Genomic DNA, 18,730 nt, shown 5'->3' with positions numbered 1-18,730 from the left:
ATGATCGAGGCTGGAGGATTTGGGAGCGCTTCGCACTCCAGCGGGAGCAAGCTCCCTCGCCACAGTTATCCAGTGAGACTGTTTTAAGAGCTTTCGCACCCACGCCACTGGCGTTATCCTTGATTTCATCTTAATTGCCCCAGGGCGGCTAAATACGACCTTGAACGCACCCATAGAACCACATCGTTTTATCCTCGAGCCCTTTGAGGCTCGCCGCTTCGCCAATCTGTGCGGGCAATTCGACGAGCATCTGCGCTTGATCGAACAGCGCCTGGCCATCGAGATCCGCAACCGCGGAAACCAGTTCGAACTGATCGGCGACCCCAAGCACACCACGTCTGCGGAAAACCTGCTGCGCCGCCTGTACCGGGAAACCAAGGGTACCGAGCTGTCGCCGGACATGGTGCACCTGTTCCTCCAGGAATCGGCCGTCGTCGAACTGGACAACCACGCCCCCGCCGAAGCCTCCGTCGCTCTGCGCACCAAGAAAGGCATGATTCGCCCACGCGGCCTGAATCAGCTGCGCTACGTGAAGGAAATCCTTGGTAACGACATCAACTTCGGCATTGGTCCGGCCGGTACCGGCAAGACCTATCTGGCCGTGGCTTGCGCCGTCGATGCCCTGGAACGCGAGCAGATCCGCCGCATCCTGCTGGTGCGTCCGGCGGTCGAAGCGGGTGAAAAACTCGGCTTCCTGCCCGGCGACCTGAGCCAGAAGATCGATCCGTACCTGCGCCCGCTGTACGACGCCCTCTACGAAATGCTCGGCTTCGAATACGTGGCCAAGCTGATCGAGCGCCAGGTAATCGAAGTCGCGCCGCTGGCCTACATGCGCGGTCGGACGCTGAACAACAGCTTCATCATTCTCGACGAAAGCCAGAACACCACCGTTGAGCAGATGAAGATGTTCCTGACCCGGATCGGCTTCGGCTCCACCGCCGTCATCACTGGCGACATCACCCAGGTCGACCTGCCGCGCGGCACCAAGTCCGGCCTGCATCATGTGATCGAAGTGCTCAAGGACGTTCCGGGTATCAGCTTCACCCATTTCCAGCCCAAAGACGTTGTGCGTCACCCGTTGGTGCAACGGATCGTCGAGGCCTACGAGCGCTTCGAGACCCGTGCCGAAGCTGCCAGGGAAACCTCGCGCGATGCTTGAGCTGGATCTGCAAATCGCTACCGAAGCGAACGCCCCGAGTGAAGTCGACTTCCGCCAATGGTGCGAACTGGCCCTGCGCCAGCGCAGCGCCGACTCGGAAATGACCATTCGCCTGGTCGACGAGGAAGAAGGTCGCGAACTCAATCACACCTGGCGCCACAAGGATTACGCGACCAACGTCCTGTCGTTCCCGGCGGAAGTCCCGGACGAGTTTCTCGACATCCCGCTGCTCGGCGATCTGGTGATCTGCGTCGCGGTGGTCGAGCGCGAAGCTGCCGAACAAGGCAAGGAACTCCAGGCCCATTGGGCACATCTAGTCATTCACGGCTGCTTGCATCTGCTCGGTTACGACCATATAGATGACGACGAAGCCGAGGAAATGGAAGCGCTGGAACGCGAGTTGCTTGCCGAACTGGGCTACCCCGATCCGTACGCGGACGACGAAACCGAAACATCCCCTATCGTTACAACAAAGGATTCAGAGTAATCGCTATGAGCGAAGATCGATCGAGCAACGGGCAGAAGTCATGGCTGGGTAAACTGACCCAGGCTTTTGCCCACGAGCCGAAGAACCGTCAGGAGCTGCTTGAGCTGCTGCGTGATGCACATCAGAACAAACTGCTGGACAGCGAAGCGCTGGCCATCGTCGAAGGCGCCATTCAGGTGGCTGACCTGCAAGTACGCGACATCATGGTGCCGCGTTCGCAGATGATCAGCATCAAGGCGACCCAGACTCCTCGTGAGTTCCTCCCGGCCGTGCTCGACTCGGCCCACTCGCGCTACCCGGTCATCGGCGAAAGCCACGACGACGTGATGGGCGTGCTGCTGGCCAAGGATCTGCTGCCGCTGATCCTCAAGGAGAACGGCGACAGCTTCAACATCAAGGACCTGCTGCGCCCGGCCACGTTCGTGCCGGAGTCCAAGCGTCTGAACGTGTTGCTGCGTGAATTTCGCGCCAACCACAACCACATGGCCATCGTCATCGACGAGTACGGCGGCGTGGCCGGTCTGGTGACGATCGAAGACGTGCTGGAACAGATCGTCGGCGACATCGAAGACGAGCACGACGTCGAAGAAGACAGCTACATCAAGCCGCTGCCCAGCGGTGATTTCCTGATCAAGGCCCTGACGCCGATCGAGAACTTCAACGAGTTTTTCGACAGCGAATTCTCCGACGACGAGTTCGACACCGTCGGCGGTCTGGTGATGAGCGCGTTCGGGCACTTGCCAAAACGCAACGAAATCACTGAAATCGGCGCCTATCGTTTCCGCATCCTGAACGCCGACAGCCGTCGGATTCATTTGCTGCGACTGACGCCAATCGCTCGTTAAATCTAAGGATTGGGGTATGTCATCAGCTATTTCCTGTATCGCGTTGCGCCTGAAAGCGGGCCAGGCAAGGCGCAGTCCGCAGGGAATGGCATTCCCTTTCCAAGGACTGCAACGCAGCATGGCCCGCTTTCAGGCGTAACCCGGAGGGCCGGGCCTGCTGTTACGCAGGGCTGCGTTGCTCGTCGTTCATTTGAAAAACCAAACTTCACTCCTCGCGCCTTGCCCTGCGTAACAGCAGACCCGGCGCGATACAGGAAATAGCTGATGACATACCCCCTGCGCTGGACAACCCGCCCCGGCTGGCCCGGTAACCTGCTGGCCGTGGCGGCCGGTGCAATCACCACCTTCGCCCTCGCCCCGTTCAACATCTGGCCGCTGGCCTTGCTCGCGGTCGGCCTGTTCTACGCCGGCCTGCGCGAGCTGAAACCGCGTCAGGCGCTGGGCCGTGGCTGGTGTTTCGGTTTTGGCCTGTTCGGCGCCGGCACCAGCTGGATCTACTACAGCATCCATCATTTCGGTGGCGCCTCGGTGCTGCTGGCCGGGTTCCTGATGCTGCTGTTTACCGCTGCGATCGCGTTTTTCTTTGCCCTGCCCGCCTGGGTCTGGGCGCGCTGGTTGCGCCGCAATGAAGCACCGCTGGCCGATGCCTTGGCGTTTGCTGCGTTGTGGGTCGGTCAGGAAGCGTTTCGCGGCTGGTTCCTCACCGGTTTCCCGTGGCTCTACTCCGGCTACAGCCAGCTCGACGGCCCATTGGCCGGGCTCGCGCCAGTGGGTGGCATGTGGTTGGTGTCGTTCGTTCTGGCGCTGACTGCGGCACTGATCTATAACGCGCCGCGCCTGCTGCAATCCGGTCGCAAGGGCTTTATCGCGGCCGGTTTGGTGTTACTGGTCGGGCCTTGGGTAGCCGGTATTGCGCTCAAGGGCCACGCCTGGACCAGTCCGTCCGGCCCGGCACTGAGCGTCGCCGCGATTCAGGGCAACGTCGAACAGAGCATGAAGTGGGATCCGGCGCAGCTCAATGTGCAACTGGCGCTGTATCGCGATCTGAGTTTTCGCTCCAAGCCGGTGGATCTGCTGATCTGGCCGGAAACCGCCGTGCCGGTGCTCAAAGAGTCCGCTGAGGGCTACCTGAACATGATGGGCAACTTCGCCGCCGAGCGTAAATCGGCGCTGATCACCGGCGTGCCGATCCGCGAGACGGTCCGCCATGAAAAACGCTTCTTCAACGGCATCACCGTGGTCGGCGAAGGCGATGGCACCTACCTCAAGCAGAAATTGGTGCCGTTCGGTGAGTACGTGCCTTTGCAGGATCTGTTGCGCGGCTTGATCGCGTTCTTTGACTTGCCGATGTCCGACTTCGCTCGTGGGCCGGCGGATCAAGCGTTGCTGCAGGCCAAGGGTTATCAGATCGCGCCGTTCATATGCTACGAAGTGGTGTACCCGGAGTTCGCTGCCAGTCTGTCGGCACGCAGCGATCTTCTGCTGACCATCAGCAACGACACCTGGTTCGGCACCTCGATCGGCCCGTTGCAACACCTGCAAATGGCGCAGATGCGCGCGCTTGAAGCGGGCCGCTGGATGATCCGCGCCACCAACAACGGCGTGACCGGACTGATCAACCCGTTCGGGCAGATCACCGAGCAGATTCCGCAGTTCGAGCAAGGCATCCTGTATGGCGAAGTGGTGCCGATGCACAACCTGACGCCTTATCTTGAATGGCGTTCGTGGCCGCTGATCATCGTTTGCGTGCTGCTGTTTGGCTGGGCGCTGATGGCGAGCCGGATGTCGAAAACCCTTTAAAAGCGATCCATAAACACTGTGGTGAGGGGATTTATCCCCGATCGATGACGCAGTCATCGCAAATCCATTGCACTCGATTACCTGAAAGGCCGAGATGCAGGTTTTGGGGCGGCTTCGCCACCCATCGGGGATAAATCCCCTCGCCACACAAGTCCTCTCAAAACAGTGCTCTTAGCGGTAAAACAACGAATACCCCACCTGCCCCACCGCCTCATTCAGCAACTGCCCGCTCTGCCAGATCGATTTGAATTCCGGCAGCCAGCCACCAAACGGGCGCGCATTGTCGGTCCCGAGAAAACCCACGGGCGCCGGCACCACTTCAAACCCTGCCTGCTCGAAACACCACACGGCACGCGGCATGTGCCAGGCCTGCGTCACCACCACGACGCGCTTGATGCCCTGGGGCAACAAAATGTCGGCGCTGAGTTTGGCGTTTTCCCAGGTGGTACGGCTTTCACCTTCCTGCCAGCGCGTGGCCACGCCGAAATCATCGCGCAGTGAATCAGCCATCAGCTTCGCTTCCGTCGGCGGTGTGCCGTAATGCAAGCCGCCGCTGGTCAGGATCGGCAACCCTGAGGCCTTGGCCAGCCGCGCGGCATAGCGCTGACGCTCCAGCCCCACACCAGTCGGCTGATCCTCGCCCCAGGCCAGATCGCCGCGCTCGCGCCCGGAACCCAGCACCACAATGGCATCGGCGCGCTGCGCCAACATCGACCACGCATCACGGGGCAGCGGAGGCTCACGCTCCAGCGCTTTGGCGCCCCACTGCACCACCACCGGCAGGCTCATCAGCCAGAAACCACCCAGACCGAGGGCGAAACACGCAGCAGCCAGCCTCGGCCGGGAGCGGCGCAGCCACCAGGCGACCAGTATCAGCAGTAAAAGAATGCCAGGCGGCAATAGAAGTTGTTTGATGAAGTAACGCAAAGGCATCGGGGCATCTCCAGAGATGCCCGAAGCCTAAGAGTGTTAATAGAGCGTTACAACCGATAGGGTCGGATCCTGTTGAAAAAGATCCGTTTCTTGCCGCCTTGCGCTTATTTGGCCTGCAAAGAGCGGACCTTGACGGTGTCTTTGCCGGGCGCCTTGTCCTTGAGCCAGATGACCTTGGCCGATTGTGGTGCATCGAGCTGCTTCACTGCCTGTGACAAGCTGCCATGCGACTCACGTTCACTACGATCCAGATAGGCCTTGACCAGTTTGAACTCGGCGGGGCTCAAGCCACGCAATTCCAGTTCCACGGGGCGCTCGTCGCGCAGCCGGCCAGCGGTTTTTGCAGCGTCGAGCGCCATGCCCAGACGATCCATCAACCGTTCGTACAACTCGGGTTTCGTCACGTTTTTCTGCCGTTGCTCCACCATCCCTCACCTCATTGAAGATAAGACTCACTCCCCAATAAGAGCTTAGCTTCGCTGCACAAACCGGCTGAACGCCGCGACCAACGGCCCTCGCCACGGGTTTCCGGGGCCAGACAGCTGTAATCAGGGTTTCCCTAGGCCAAGCGCGGTCATGTATGCTACGGCGCTTCCTGTCATTCCACTTCCAGCTTGTCCGGAGCATCCCCGGAAGGCGCGTTGAAGAGGATTAGGCCACCCCTATCCAGTACAAAAGTAGCCATGCACGAACAATATCAGCCCCGTGAAATCGAAGCCGCCGCCCAGTCGTTCTGGGACGAGCAAAAGTCCTTTGAAGTCAGTGAACAGCCAGGCAAGGAAACCTACTACTGCCTGTCGATGTTCCCTTACCCCAGCGGCAAGCTACACATGGGGCACGTGCGCAACTACACCATCGGCGACGTGATCTCCCGCTACCAGCGCATGCAAGGCAAGAACGTTCTGCAACCGATGGGTTGGGACGCCTTCGGCATGCCGGCGGAAAACGCCGCGATGAAGAACAACGTGGCGCCCGCCAAGTGGACCTACGAAAACATCGCCTACATGAAGTCCCAATTGCGCAGCCTGGGCCTGGCGGTGGACTGGTCCCGTGAAGTGACCACCTGCAAGCCGGACTACTACCGTTGGGAACAATGGCTGTTCACTCGCCTGTTCGAAAAAGGCGTGATCTACCGCAAGAACGGCACCGTGAACTGGGACCCGGTCGACCAGACCGTACTGGCCAACGAACAGGTGATCGACGGTCGCGGCTGGCGTTCCGGCGCGCTGATCGAAAAGCGCGAAATCCCGATGTACTACTTCAAGATCACCGCTTACGCGGATGAGCTGCTGGAGAGCCTCGACGAACTGACTGGCTGGCCGGAACAGGTCAAGACCATGCAGCGCAACTGGATCGGCAAATCCCGCGGCATGGAAGTGCAGTTCCCGTACAACGTCGACTCGATCGGTGAAGCAGGCACCCTCAAGGTTTTCACCACCCGTCCGGACACCCTGATGGGCGCGACCTACGTCGCCGTCGCCGCCGAGCACCCGCTCGCCACCCAGGCAGCGCAGAACAACCCCGAGCTGCAGGCGTTCATCGCCGAATGCAAGGGCGGCAGCGTGGCTGAAGCCGACGTCGCCACTCAAGAGAAAAAAGGCCTGCCGACCGGCCTGTTCGTCGAGCACCCGCTAACCGGTGAAAAACTCCCGGTATGGGTCGCCAACTACGTGCTGATGCACTACGGCGACGGCGCCGTAATGGCGGTCCCGGCGCACGACGAGCGCGATTTCGAATTCGCCCACAAGTACGACCTGCCGGTCAAATCCGTGGTGTGCACCAGCTCCGGTGACACCAATCCGGCCCCGTGGCAGGACGCCTACGGCGAGCACGGCACGCTGATCAATTCCGGCGAATTCGACGGTCTGGACTTCAGCGGCGCCTTCGATGCCATGGAAGTCGCCCTGATCAAGAAAAACCTCGGTGCCTCGCGCACCCAGTTCCGCCTGCGCGACTGGGGCATCAGCCGCCAGCGCTACTGGGGCTGCCCGATCCCGATCATCCACTGCGCCACGTGCGGTGACGTGCCGGTGCCGGAAGATCAACTGCCTGTGGTGCTGCCGGAAGACGTGGTGCCGGACGGCGCCGGTTCGCCGCTGGCGCGCATGCCGGAATTCTACGAGTGCAGCTGCCCGAAATGCGGCCAGCCGGCCAAGCGTGAAACCGACACCATGGACACCTTTGTCGAGTCCTCGTGGTACTACGCCCGTTACGCTTCGCCGCACTTCGAAGGCGGCCTGGTGGAAAAATCCGCGGCCGACCACTGGCTGCCGGTGGATCAGTACATCGGCGGTATCGAACACGCCATTCTTCACCTGCTGTACGCGCGCTTCTTCCACAAACTGATGCGTGACGAAGGCCTGGTCAGCTCCAACGAGCCGTTCAAGAACCTGCTGACCCAGGGCATGGTGATCGCCGAGACTTACTATCGTCGCGAAGCCAATGGTGCCTACACCTGGTTCAACCCGGCGGACGTGGAACTGGAGCGTGACAGCAAGGCCAAGGTCATCAGCGCCAAGTTGAAATCCGACGGCTTGCCGGTGGAGATCGGTGGCACCGAGAAAATGGCCAAGTCCAAGAACAACGGCGTCGACCCACAGTCGATGATCGATCAGTTCGGCGCCGACACTTGCCGCCTGTTCATGATGTTCGCTTCGCCGCCTGACATGAGCGCCGAATGGTCGGACTCCGGCGTTGAAGGCTCGCACCGCTTCCTCAAGCGCGTCTGGCGTCTGGCGCAAGCCCACGTCACCCAGGGCCTGCCGGGCAAGCTGGACATCGCCGGCCTGAACGACGAGCAGAAAGCCGTGCGCCGCGCCATCCACCTGGCCATCAAACAGGCCAGCCACGACGTCGGCCAGAACCACAAATTCAACACCGCCATCGCTCAGGTGATGACGCTGATGAACGTGCTGGAAAAAGCTGCGCAAGGTACCGAACAGGACCGCGCGCTGATTCACGAAGGCCTGGAAGCCGTGACGTTGCTGCTGGCTCCGATCACGCCGCACATCAGCCACGAGCTGTGGAATCAGCTGGGTCACGCTGATCCGGTGATCGATGCCGGCTGGCCTGCAGTCGATGAAAGCGCACTGGTGCAGGACAGCCTGCAACTGGTCATTCAAGTGAATGGCAAGCTGCGTGGCCAGATCGAAATGCCGGCCAGCGCCACCCGCGAAGAAGTCGAAGCAGCTGCCCGTGCCAACGAAAACGTGCTGCGTTTCGTCGACGGTCTGACCATTCGCAAAGTGATCGTTGTACCGGGGAAACTGGTCAACATCGTCGCCAGCTAAATTGGATTGGGCGTCAGGTTCGCCTGACGCCCTGTAAAACCTTTCGGGCCGCAGGGTCGGCCCACCTGGTTTCAAGGGGAGCAACACAATGATCAAACGCAATCTGCTGGTGATGGGCCTCGCCGTTCTGCTGAGCGCCTGCGGTTTCCAGCTGCGTGGCACCGGCACCAACGAACTGTCGATCAAGGAGCTCGATTTGAGCGCCCGTAACGCTTATGGCGAGACCGTCACCCAGCTGCGTCAGGTGCTTGAGTCCAGCGGCGTCAAGGTCTACAGCGGCGCACCGTACAAGCTGTATCTGGCTGACGAGCAGGAAAACCAGCGCATCCTCAGCTACGCCGGTGCCGGTCGTACGGGTGAGTACCAAGTGACCACCGTGCTGAACTACGACATCGTAGGCGAACACAATCTGAACCTGTTGAGCGACAAGCTTGAAGTACAGAAAGTGTTCATTCACGACGGCAACAACCTTGTCGGCTCCGACCAGGAAGCCAACGACGCCCGTCGCGAAACCCGTCGCGAACTGGTTCAGCGCATGATGCTGCGCCTGCAACAGCTGACGCCTGGCCAACTGCAACAATTGCAGCAAGCGGCCAATGACCGTGCCCGGGCTGAAGCCGACGCGCTGAAGGCGGCACAGAAGGCTGAAGCGGAAACCCCGCGCCAGTCGCCGCTCGAACTGCCGCAGCAGTAAGACGTACGGGGCGCTCAGGCGCCCCGTTCGCCCTCTCTTATGAAGCTCGCTCCCGCTCAACTCGGCAAACACCTGCAAGGCGCGCTCGCGCCCGTCTATATTATCAGCGGCGATGACCCGCTGTTGTGCCAGGAAGCCGCCGACGCCATCCGCAGCGCTGCCCGCCAGCAAGGTTTCGACGAGCGCCAGGTGTTCGCCGCCGACGCCAATTTCGATTGGGGTACCTTGTTGCAGGCCGGCGCCAGCATGTCGTTGTTCGCTGAAAAGCGCCTGCTGGAACTGCGGTTGCCTTCTGGCAAACCCGGTGACAAGGGCGCTGCCGCGCTGATCGAATACTGCTCGCGTCCCGCTGAAGACACGGTACTGCTGATCAGCTTGCCCAAGCTCGACGGCAGTGCGCAGAAGACCAAGTGGGGCAAGGCGCTGGTCGAAGGCCAGCAGACCCAGTTCATCCAGATCTGGCCGGTGGATGCCAACCAGCTGCCAAGCTGGATTCGTCAGCGTCTGTCACAGGCCGGGCTGTCGGCCAGCCAGGACGCGGTCGAACTGATCGCCGCACGCGTGGAGGGCAACCTGCTCGCCGCCGCGCAGGAAATCGAAAAGCTCAAGCTGATGGCCGAAGGCGGGCAGATCACCGTCGAAACCGTGCAGGCCGCGGTGGCCGACAGTGCGCGCTTCGACGTGTTCGGCCTGACCGACGCCGTACTCAACGGCGAACCGGCCCACGCCTTGCGCATGCTTGAAGGCCTGCGCGGTGAAGGCGTCGAGCCACCGGTGATTCTCTGGGCACTGGCGCGGGAGTTGCGCCTGCTGGCCAACATCTCGCTGCAGTACAGCCAGGGCACACCGCTGGACAAGTGCTTCAGCCAGGCGAAACCGCCGGTCTGGGACAAGCGCAAACCGCTGATGAGCAAAGCCCTGCAACGTTACTCGGCGCAACGCTGGGCGCAGTTGTTGCTCGAAGCCCAGCGCATCGATGCGCAGATCAAAGGCCAGGCCGCCGGTTCGCCGTGGATGAGCCTGAGCCGATTGGCGTTGTTGATGGCTGGGCAGCGACTGACTCTTCCCGCCGAATAAAAGCAAAAGATCGCAGCGTGCCGCAGCTCCTACTCCGATCCTTGTAGGAGCTGCCGAAGGCTGCGATCTTTTGATCTTTTTTCCCACACATCGCCTCGCCATCTGTCCTATAGACAGACGCCTGACATCGGCAGATTATTGCCCCCGCAACACCCACCCACCGAGAGATCCATCATGAGCAAAAAGCCATCGAAACATGGCCCGAACAAGGCCAAATCCATCATCGCCCAACCCCTGTTCCGCAGCCGCCAGGAACAACCAGCCAAGGGCAAAGGCAGCTATCGCCGCGAAGCCTTCCAGTCTAATAGCTGGGAGGCTTCTTACTTTCTGGCTGCCTGAAGCACAGCACCCCTCGGTCATGTTAAGGTCTGCACCTGATTCGTATTCCCTGGAACTGTGCATGCCCTTCAGTCTTTCCCGTGGTTGGCCCGTTCGCCAACTGATCGCTGCCTCCAGCTTCATTCTGCTTGTCGCCTGCGCGGAAAAACCTACCGCCGCCGATGCACAACCTCTGCAAGCCGCCCCGGCCGCCACGGCCCCTGCGATCATCCCGCCGGTAGTGCCGTCCGCCGATTCTCTCGACTTGCAGCCGACCCAGACCTTCGCCGAATGGCAGGCAGGCTTTCGCAAGGACGCCCTCGCCGCCGGTATTCGTGCAGATGTGTTCGACCGCGCTTTCGCCAATGTCAGCTTCGATGACAGCGTGATCCGCGCTGACCGCAGTCAGCCGGAGTTCTCCCGTCCGGTGTGGGAATACCTCGATGGCGCCCTGTCACCGCTGCGGGTGCGCAAAGGTCAGGCGCTGATCAGTCAGTACGCCGACATCCTGCAAAGCATCGAGCAGCGCTATGGCGTTGATCGTCAGGCGCTGGTGTCGGTGTGGGGCATGGAAAGCAACTTCGGTCAGTTCCAGGGCACCAAGTCGGTGATCAACTCATTGGCGACCCTGGCCTACGAAGGCCGGCGTCCGGGCTTTGCCCATGCGCAATTGATCGCGGCGCTGCAGATCCTGCAACAGGGCGACATCACGCCTGAGAAGATGCTGGGCTCGTGGGCCGGCGCGATGGGCCAGACCCAGTTCATTCCGACCACCTACAACACCCATGCCGTGGATTTCGACGGCGACGGTCGCCGTGACATCTGGGGCAGCCCGGCCGACGCCCTGGCCTCCACCGCGCACTACCTGCAAAGCTCCGGCTGGCAGCGTGGTCAACCGTGGGGCTTTGAAGTGCAGCTGCCGAGCGGCTTCAACTACACCCTGGCCGATGGCGCGATGCGCAAGACCGTTGCCGAATGGCGTCAACTGGGGGTGATTCTGCCGAATGGCGGTCAGGCCCCGGTCGGCTCGGATCAACTGTCCGCCGCCCTGCTGCTGCCGGCCGGCTACCGTGGCCCGGCGTTCCTGATCCTCGATAACTTCCGGGCGATCCTCAAGTACAACAACTCGTCGTCCTATGCACTGGCGGTGAGCCTGTTGTCCGAGCGCTTCAACGGCGCAGGCCTGATCAACGGCACCTGGCCGAAAGACGACCTGCCATTGAGCCGCACCGAGCGTATTGAATTGCAGAACCTGCTGAGCGCGCGTAACTACGATGCGGGCACGGCGGACGGGATTATCGGCGCCAATACGCGCAAGGCGATTCGCAGCGCGCAGCAGGCGCTGGGTTGGCCGGCGGATGGTTATCCGACGCATAAGTTGCTTGAGAGCCTGCGTACTCAATAGAAGATAGCCGCATGGCTGATGCCGCCTTCGCGAGCAAGCTCGCTCCCACATTTGATTTGTGTCTTACACAGAACCAGTGTGGGAGCGGGCTTGCTCGCGAAGACTGACTCACTGGCAACCAAACGTTAGGCTTTGATCACCACATCCTGCTCCAGCATCAATTCCTTCTTCCCCGCATCCAGCCTGACCAGCGCGCCCATCGGCAGCGTCAGGTTCGGGTCGCAATGGCCGCTGCGCCATCCCGACAGCACCGGAATCCGTAACGGCTCGAACGTTTGCTTGAGCAAGCGGTTCAACGCCTCGACATCCACTCCGGCGACATCACCGACCAGTACCCCGCGCAATCGGGCCAGTTTGCCGGCCAGTCGCATCTGCGTAAGCAAGCGGTCGATCCGATACAGCGGCTCGTTGACGTCCTCGATCAGCAGAATCACCCCTTCCACGTCGATTTCATAAGGCGTACCCAGCGTCGAGGCAATCATCGCCAGATTACCGCCGAGCAAGCGTCCATGAGCGATGCCCGGTTCGACCGTGGTCAATGGATAAGCCACCGGATGGCTAAGCACGCTGCCGGCCTTCACCTGACCGCGCAGCATGGCGAAGAATGAGCTGACGGTCGGCGGCTCCTTGTCGCCCAGCAAGTCAGCGTTGAGCAGCGGGCCGTGGAAGGTCACGAACCCGGCGTAGCGACTGATCGCCAGATGCAGTGCGGTGATGTCGCTGTAGCCGACAAACGGCTTGGCGTGGCGGCTGAGCAGATCGTAATTAATCCGGTCCAGCAGGCGCGGAGTACCGTAGCCGCCGCGCAGGCAGATGATCGCGTCGACTTCGGGGTCAGCGAACGCGGCGTGCAGGTCGTTGAGGCGCACGTCATCGCTGCCGGCCAGATAGCCGTCCTTCGCGTAGACACCCGGAAACACTTTCAGCGCATAGCCGCGGGCGCGCATCCACTGCACAGCCTTGTCGGTGTCCAGCGCGCCGGGGCCGGCGGGGGCGATCACGCCGATCAGCCCTTCGGACGGCAGCGCCGGCACGGGTTTATGCGGAAAAAGGCTGTGGGTCGGTCGAACGGTCATCCATGGGTCTCCCTGTGTGAAGTCTTGCAGACACAGTAGTCAGGAACAGCAATAAACAAAAGAGCTGAAACTACCCAATAACCCGTGGCGAGGGAGCTTGCTCCCGCTGGGTTGCGCAGCGACCCCAAGTTTTTTGAGACTGCGTCGCACCCTGGCGGAAGCAATCTCCCTCGCCACAGGTTTTCACAGGCCGAAACAAAAATACCCGCCGAAGCGGGTATTTTTTTGCAGACTGTCAGCCCCGGATCAGGAACCGAGCAATTCAGCCTTGACCAGTTTCGCCTGCTCGTCAGCGTGATACGAAGAACGTACCAGCGGGCCGGAAGCGACGTTCTTGAAGCCCATCTTGTAACCTTCCTCGGCGAACCAGGCGAAGGTGTCCGGATGCACGAAACGCTGCACCGGCAAGTGGCTGCGGGACGGTTGCAGGTACTGGCCGAGGGTCAGCATGTCGATGTCGTGTTCGCGCATGCGCTTCATGACTTCGATGACTTCTTCGTCAGTCTCGCCCAACCCCAGCATCAGGCCGGATTTGGTCGGAATGTGCGGCATCATCTGCTTGAAGCGTTGCAGCAGGGTCAGCGACCACTGGTAGTCCGAACCCGGACGCGCAGCCTTGTACAGGCGCGGCACGGTTTCCAGGTTGTGGTTGAACACATCCGGTGGCTCGGCTGCGGTGATTTCCAGGGCGATGTCCATGCGGCCACGGTAGTCCGGGACCAGGGTTTCCAGCTGCACGTTCGGTGACAGCTTGCGGATCTCGCGGATGCAGTCGGCAAAGTGCTGGGCACCACCGTCACGCAGGTCGTCGCGGTCAACCGAAGTGATCACCACGTACTTGAGCTTGAGGTCGGCAATCGCGATCGCCAGGCTTTCCGGCTCGTTGACGTCCAGTGGTTTCGGACGGCCGTGGCCAACGTCGCAGAACGGGCAACGACGGGTGCAGATGTCGCCCATGATCATGAACGTCGCGGTGCCGCCGGAGAAGCACTCGCCCAGGTTCGGGCAGGACGCTTCTTCGCAGACGCTGTGCAGCTTGTGCTTGCGCAGCAGGCTCTTGATCCGGTCGACTTCCGGCGAAACCGGGATGCGCACGCGAATCCAGTCGGGTTTCTTCGGCAGTTCGGTGGTCGGAATGATCTTCACCGGGATGCGTGCAACCTTCTCGGCGCCGCGCAGCTTGACGCCGGCTTCAACCTTGGGACGCGGGGCCGGGCGCTCGGTCACGTCGAGCGTCGGGATCATGGTTTGCACTGCATCAGTAGTCATATCAGTCGATTCCGCCCGTCAGGGTCGTCTGCTCAGCATAGTCGAGGTGTCTGACGAGCTGCGCGCGCAGCCGGGCACTTACCTCGGCAAATTCAATCGATCCTGCGTGATCGCTCAGCTGGGTCATCGCCAGCCCGGCATAGCCGCAGGGATTAATCCGTCGAAACGGCTCCAGGTTCATATCCACGTTCAGGGCCAGGCCATGAAAGGAACAACCGTGGCGAATCCGCAAACCCAGAGAAGCGATTTTCGCTCCGTCGACGTAGACGCCGGGAGCATCTGGCTTGGCGGCGGCGGTGACGCCGTAGCTGGCCAGCAGTTCGATCAGGCACTGTTCCATGCGCGTGACCAAATCACGTACGCCAAAGCCCAGCTTGCGCACATCCAGCAACAGGTAAGCCACCAATTGGCCGGGGCCATGATAAGTCACCTGCCCGCCGCGATCGACCTGTACCACCGGGATATCCCCCGGCAGCAACAGGTGTTCGGCCTTGCCGGCCTGGCCCTGGGTGAACACCGGAGGGTGCTCGACCAGCCAGATCTCGTCGGCGGCATCGTTGCCGCGTTCGTTGGTGAAGCGTTGCATGGCATGCCAGACCGGCTCGTAAGCCATCTGGCCAAGTTCGCGAAAGCCCAGCGTGCCCGGCATCACAACACCATGTGTACGAAACCGGTCGCCCGCAGTTCGCTGTTGATGTTGTACAGCTGATCCTGATCGGTCGCGACGATGTGCAGCTGGATGGTGGTGTACTTGCCGTTGCTGCTCGAGCGTTCGTCGACACGCTCATCGTTGATGGTCGCGAATTTCTTCACGATCTCGATGATCTTGTCTTTGTGCCCGACGCCCGTATCGCTGATTACCTTAACCGGATAATCAACCTGGGGGAATTCGATCTTTGGCGCCTTTACTTCGGTATCGGTCATGGCGTAACGGCCTCGTAAGCGTAAGCCGTGGTAACGCACATGGCCCCGAACCGGACAGGAACGGGGCCATGCAGGTCAACACTCAATCAGTTGAACAAGCCGTAGAAGAATAGACGGATGCTATCCCACATGCGGCGGAAGATACCACCCTCCTCGACAGCGTCCAGGGCGATCAGGTCAGCGCTGTGCACCACCTTGTCGTCCAGTTTCACTTCGACTTTACCGATCACGTCGCCCTTGGCGATTGGCGCGGTCAGTTGCGGGTTCATGGTCATGCTGGCAGCGAGCTTTTTCAGCTGGCCTTTTGGCAGGGTCATGGTCAGGTCTTCAGCCAGGCCGGCCTTGACTTGGCTGGTGGTGCCTTTCCACACCGGGGCCTGAGCCAGTTCGGTGCCCTTCTGGTAGAAGGTCTGGGTTTCGAAGAAACGGAAACCGTAGGTCAGCAGCTTCTGGGTTTCAGCGGCGCGAGCCACTTCGCTGTTGGTGCCGAACACCACGGCGATCAGACGCTGGCCATCACGTACCGCCGAGGACACCATGCAGTAGCCGGCTTCGTCGGTGTGACCGGTTTTCAGACCGTCAACGGTCTTGTCGCGCCACAGCAGCAGGTTGCGGTTAGGCTGCTTGATGCCGTTCCAGAAGAACTCTTTCTGCGAGTAGATCGCGTAGTGAGCCGGGTCTTCGTGGATGATTGCACGGGCCAGGATCGCCATGTCGTGAGCCGACGAGTAGTGCTCAGGGTTCGGCAGACCGGTCGGGTTCATGAAGTGCGAGTTGGTCATGCCCAGATCGGCGACCGTCTTGTTCATCAGGTCGGCGAACGCGTCTTCGCTGCCGGCGATGTGCTCGGACAGCGCCACGCTGGCGTCGTTGCCGGACTGAATGATGATGCCGTGCAGCAGGTCGCTGACGGTCACTTGCGAGCCGACTTTGATGAACATCCGCGAACCGCCGGTACGCCAGGCGTTTTCGCTGACGGTCACCGGGTCGTTTTCACCGATCTGGCCACGACGGATTTCCAGCGTAGCGATGTACGCAGTCATCAGTTTGGTCAGGCTGGCTGGCGGCAGACGCTGGTCACCGTTGTTCTCCACCAGCACGTTGCCGCTGCTGGCGTCCATGAGCACGTAGGCTTTTGCAGCCAGTTGAGGTGGCGACGGCATCATCTCGGCCGCGAAGGCGGCTGGCGAGAGGAGCAGCGGGACTAGCAGACACAGGCGTTTGGCAAAGGTGGTGATGTTCATCCGTCTCTCGAAATCGCTAATGGAAACTTGCCCGAGGGCAAAACTATTCAGACAGCCTTCTAACGGGCCATCGCGTGTTCAGTTGCTCACTCCAGTCACCCTTGCCGGGCTTTTGTTCTTCGACGAGCCAACAACCTGGTTCACCCCCCAAAACCGCAAGTGAACCGTCAATCAAGTGCTACGTTTCTTACTCGGTGACCACGCTCGGCGAGCCGAGATTGGCCAGGCGCACGCTATTCTGCACCTGGGCGATTTCACCCGGCGAACCGATCGGCCCCAGGCGCACCCGGTGCAGGGTCTGCTGATTGCGCACGATCGAGCTGATGAACACCGGAGCGCTCACCATCCCGCTGAGCTTCGACCTCAGGAGTTCTGCAGCGTCCGGGTTGGCGAACGCGCCCACCTGCAGATACTGGCCAGACGCTGGTGCAGAAGCGTTTTTTTTTGCGCTGATCTGTACAGGGACAGTGTCAGAGGCATGTTGCTGCGGCGGCGGGGTCCACTGCTCGATGGTACCGGCCGACGCCGTGATCACCGGGGCACTATTCTGCGCGACTTGCGGCTCGTTGAGCATCAGCGGCGCCGGACGGCCCTTGGCGGCCCACCATTGCTGCGGATCGATGCCCTCGACCTTGACCCGCGCGGTGCCGATTTCGGCATAACCGAGCTTCTTCGCGGCCGCGTAGGACAGGTCGATGATCCGGTCCGAATAGAACGGCCCGCGATCGTTGACCCGCAGGATCACGCTCTTGTTGTTGTCCAGGTTGGTCACCCGAACGTAACTTGGCAGTGGCAGAGTCTTGTGAGCGGCACTCATGCCGTACAGGTCATACACTTCGCCGTTGGCGGTGTTCTGCCCGTGGAACTTGGTGCCGTACCAGGACGCCGTGCCCGAGGCGACGTAGGTCTTGGATTCCTGCAGCGGGAAATAGGTCTTGCCCAGCACAGTGTACGGGTTGGCCTTGTACGGGCCGGTGTGCAGGGTCGGCGTGGCGTCCGGGATCCGCGAAACGTCGACATCCCACCACGGCGCGCCGTCTTTGTGCGCGCGGTTGATGTCCAGCCCCGGCTGTGCACGCACGGCGGTGGACGAGGTCTTCTGGGTTGGCGCGCGGCTGGTCGAACAGCTGGCGACCAGCACCGCCAACGCAGCGAAAGCCACCAGCTTCAGGGGTTTATTGATAGGCAATGCCCGCATTACTTGACGCCCCGTGCTTTTACCAGCTCTTCAGACAGTTGATGTACAGCCATGGCGTACATCACGCTGCGGTTATAACGCGTGATCGCGTAGAAATTCTTCAGGCCCATCCAGTATTCAGGGCCGTTGTCGCCTTCGAGGCGAAATGCAGTAACCGGCATATCATCGCGCAGCGCATCATGACTTGACCAGCCCAGCGCCCGCAACTCTCCGACCGTTTTCGTCGGCTCGATGCCGGTGGTCAGGCCTTCATCGACCTGCTCGCCGCGCACATCGGCGCGACTGACCACCGGCTCCCCGGCGACCCAGCCATGCCGTTTGAAGTAACTGGCCACGCTGCCGATCGCATCGTCCGGATTGGTCCAGATATTGATGTGACCGTCACCGTCGAAATCCACCGCATAGGCGCGAAAGCTGCTCGGCATGAATTGCGGCAAGCCCATCGCCCCGGCGTACGAGCCTTTGAGGGTCAACGGATCGACCTGTTCTTCACGGGCCAGCAGCAGGAACTCACGCAATTCCTTGCGGAAAAATTCGGCACGGGGAGGATAGTCGAAACCGAGCGTGGACAATGCATCAATCACCCGATAATTGCCGGTATTACGTCCGAAAAAGGTCTCGACGCCGATGATCGACACGATGACTTGCGCCGGTACGCCGTATTCCTGCTCGGCACGGGCCAGCACGGCCTCGTGCTGGCGCCAGAAGTCCACACCACGGGCGATGCGCGCGTCGGTGATGAACATCGGGCGATATTCTTTCCACTGCTTGACCCGCTCGGCGGGTTTGGAGATGGCGTCGAGAATCGCCTGCTTGCGCTGCGCCTCGCGGAACACCGCCATCAGTTGCTCGCCGGCAAAACCGTAGTCGCGGGTCATTTCACCGACGAATTCGGCCACCTGCGGTGAGCCTTCGTAATCGCCGGCCAGCGCTTCCTGCGCGCTGCCAAGGATGCCGACCAGGCCGACCCACGGCGCGTAACGAGTCGCCCAGCTGCGCATGACTTGCATT

Annotated in this window: 18 protein-coding genes; 9 read left to right on the top strand and 9 right to left on the bottom strand. The window is 61.1% G+C overall.

The genetic code is table 11. The features are described 5' to 3' along the window. Positions 1–160 precede the first annotated feature (160 nt). From PMI25_RS05335 to lnt, 4 genes are all read left to right on the top strand, one after another. Positions 161–1,159 (top strand): PhoH family protein, encoded by a 999-nt coding sequence (locus tag PMI25_RS05335; protein WP_007960560.1) that lies wholly within the window; start codon positions 161–163, stop codon positions 1,157–1,159. Continuing rightward, positions 1,152–1,646: an rRNA maturation RNase YbeY gene (ybeY, locus tag PMI25_RS05330; protein ID WP_007960563.1), complete on the top strand. Its 495-nt coding sequence runs from the start codon at positions 1,152–1,154 to the stop codon at positions 1,644–1,646. The genes PMI25_RS05335 and ybeY overlap by 8 nt, the downstream gene beginning before the upstream one ends. Positions 1,647–1,651: 5 nt before the next feature. Further along, a complete protein-coding gene (locus tag PMI25_RS05325; protein WP_003228526.1) occupies positions 1,652–2,491 on the top strand; it encodes an HlyC/CorC family transporter in 840 nt (279 codons plus the stop codon). Positions 2,492–2,767: 276 nt separating this feature from the next. Next, positions 2,768–4,291 (top strand): apolipoprotein N-acyltransferase, encoded by a 1,524-nt coding sequence (gene lnt / locus PMI25_RS05320; RefSeq protein ID WP_045121992.1) that lies wholly within the window; start codon positions 2,768–2,770, stop codon positions 4,289–4,291. Positions 4,292–4,462: 171 nt separating this feature from the next. On the opposite strand, the gene PMI25_RS05315 is transcribed toward lnt, so the two are convergent. After that, on the bottom strand, positions 4,463–5,224 hold the full coding sequence (locus PMI25_RS05315; protein WP_007960567.1) for a YdcF family protein: 762 nt from the start codon (positions 5,222–5,224) through the stop codon (positions 4,463–4,465). 104 nt (positions 5,225–5,328) lie between these two features. Further along, on the bottom strand, positions 5,329–5,652 hold the full coding sequence (locus PMI25_RS05310) for a hypothetical protein (protein WP_007960569.1): 324 nt from the start codon (positions 5,650–5,652) through the stop codon (positions 5,329–5,331). Positions 5,653–5,907: 255 nt separating this feature from the next. Here PMI25_RS05310 and leuS point away from each other — a divergent pair, with 255 nt between their 5' ends. The 5 genes from leuS to PMI25_RS05285 all read left to right on the top strand — a co-directional run bounded on the left by leuS (position 5,908) and on the right by PMI25_RS05285 (position 12,008). Next, positions 5,908–8,514 carry a leucine--tRNA ligase gene (gene leuS / locus PMI25_RS05305; protein WP_007960574.1) on the top strand — a complete coding sequence of 869 codons (2,607 nt, stop codon included), beginning with the start codon at positions 5,908–5,910 and terminating at the stop codon, positions 8,512–8,514. An 88-nt stretch (positions 8,515–8,602) separates the two neighbouring features. Continuing rightward, positions 8,603–9,208: an LPS-assembly lipoprotein LptE gene (locus PMI25_RS05300; protein ID WP_007960576.1), complete on the top strand. Its 606-nt coding sequence runs from the start codon at positions 8,603–8,605 to the stop codon at positions 9,206–9,208. 39 nt (positions 9,209–9,247) lie between these two features. Beyond that, positions 9,248–10,285 (top strand): DNA polymerase III subunit delta, encoded by a 1,038-nt coding sequence (holA, locus tag PMI25_RS05295; RefSeq protein ID WP_007960578.1) that lies wholly within the window; start codon positions 9,248–9,250, stop codon positions 10,283–10,285. A 174-nt stretch (positions 10,286–10,459) separates the two neighbouring features. After that, entirely contained in the window at positions 10,460–10,624 is a 165-nt protein-coding gene (gene arfA / locus PMI25_RS05290; protein WP_007960579.1) for an alternative ribosome rescue factor ArfA, read from the top strand. 61 nt (positions 10,625–10,685) lie between these two features. Further along, the gene (locus PMI25_RS05285; RefSeq protein WP_007960581.1) at positions 10,686–12,008 is read left to right on the top strand and encodes a lytic murein transglycosylase; all 1,323 of its coding nucleotides are present in this window, start codon (positions 10,686–10,688) and stop codon (positions 12,006–12,008) included. 125 nt (positions 12,009–12,133) lie between these two features. Here PMI25_RS05285 and PMI25_RS05280 read toward each other — a convergent pair whose 3' ends face one another. From PMI25_RS05280 to mltB, 7 genes are all read right to left on the bottom strand, one after another. Continuing rightward, entirely contained in the window at positions 12,134–13,084 is a 951-nt protein-coding gene (locus tag PMI25_RS05280; RefSeq protein ID WP_007960582.1) for a S66 peptidase family protein, read from the bottom strand. A gap of 246 nt (positions 13,085–13,330) precedes the next feature. Then, positions 13,331–14,329, bottom strand: coding sequence for a lipoyl synthase (lipA, locus tag PMI25_RS05275; protein ID WP_160768663.1), 999 nt, complete (start codon positions 14,327–14,329; stop codon positions 13,331–13,333). 25 nt (positions 14,330–14,354) lie between these two features. After that, positions 14,355–15,002 (bottom strand): lipoyl(octanoyl) transferase LipB, encoded by a 648-nt coding sequence (gene lipB / locus PMI25_RS05270; protein ID WP_007960587.1) that lies wholly within the window; start codon positions 15,000–15,002, stop codon positions 14,355–14,357. Continuing rightward, complete coding sequence (locus PMI25_RS05265; RefSeq protein WP_003228544.1) at positions 15,002–15,277, bottom strand: DUF493 domain-containing protein; 276 nt, start codon at positions 15,275–15,277, stop codon at positions 15,002–15,004. The genes lipB and PMI25_RS05265 overlap by 1 nt, the downstream gene beginning before the upstream one ends. 86 nt (positions 15,278–15,363) lie before the next feature. Then, the gene (locus tag PMI25_RS05260) at positions 15,364–16,521 is read right to left on the bottom strand and encodes a D-alanyl-D-alanine carboxypeptidase family protein (RefSeq protein ID WP_003228546.1); all 1,158 of its coding nucleotides are present in this window, start codon (positions 16,519–16,521) and stop codon (positions 15,364–15,366) included. 187 nt (positions 16,522–16,708) lie between these two features. Further along, complete coding sequence (locus PMI25_RS05255) at positions 16,709–17,719, bottom strand: septal ring lytic transglycosylase RlpA family protein (protein WP_007960588.1); 1,011 nt, start codon at positions 17,717–17,719, stop codon at positions 16,709–16,711. Further along, on the bottom strand, positions 17,719–18,729 hold the full coding sequence (mltB, locus tag PMI25_RS05250) for a lytic murein transglycosylase B (RefSeq protein WP_007960589.1): 1,011 nt from the start codon (positions 18,727–18,729) through the stop codon (positions 17,719–17,721). The genes PMI25_RS05255 and mltB overlap by 1 nt, the downstream gene beginning before the upstream one ends. Position 18,730: the final 1 nt, after the last annotated feature.

It is taken from the genome of Pseudomonas sp. GM30, assembly GCF_000282275.2.
GTDB lineage: Bacteria > Pseudomonadota > Gammaproteobacteria > Pseudomonadales > Pseudomonadaceae > Aquipseudomonas.
This window is presented reverse-complemented; position numbering and strand designations above follow the sequence as displayed.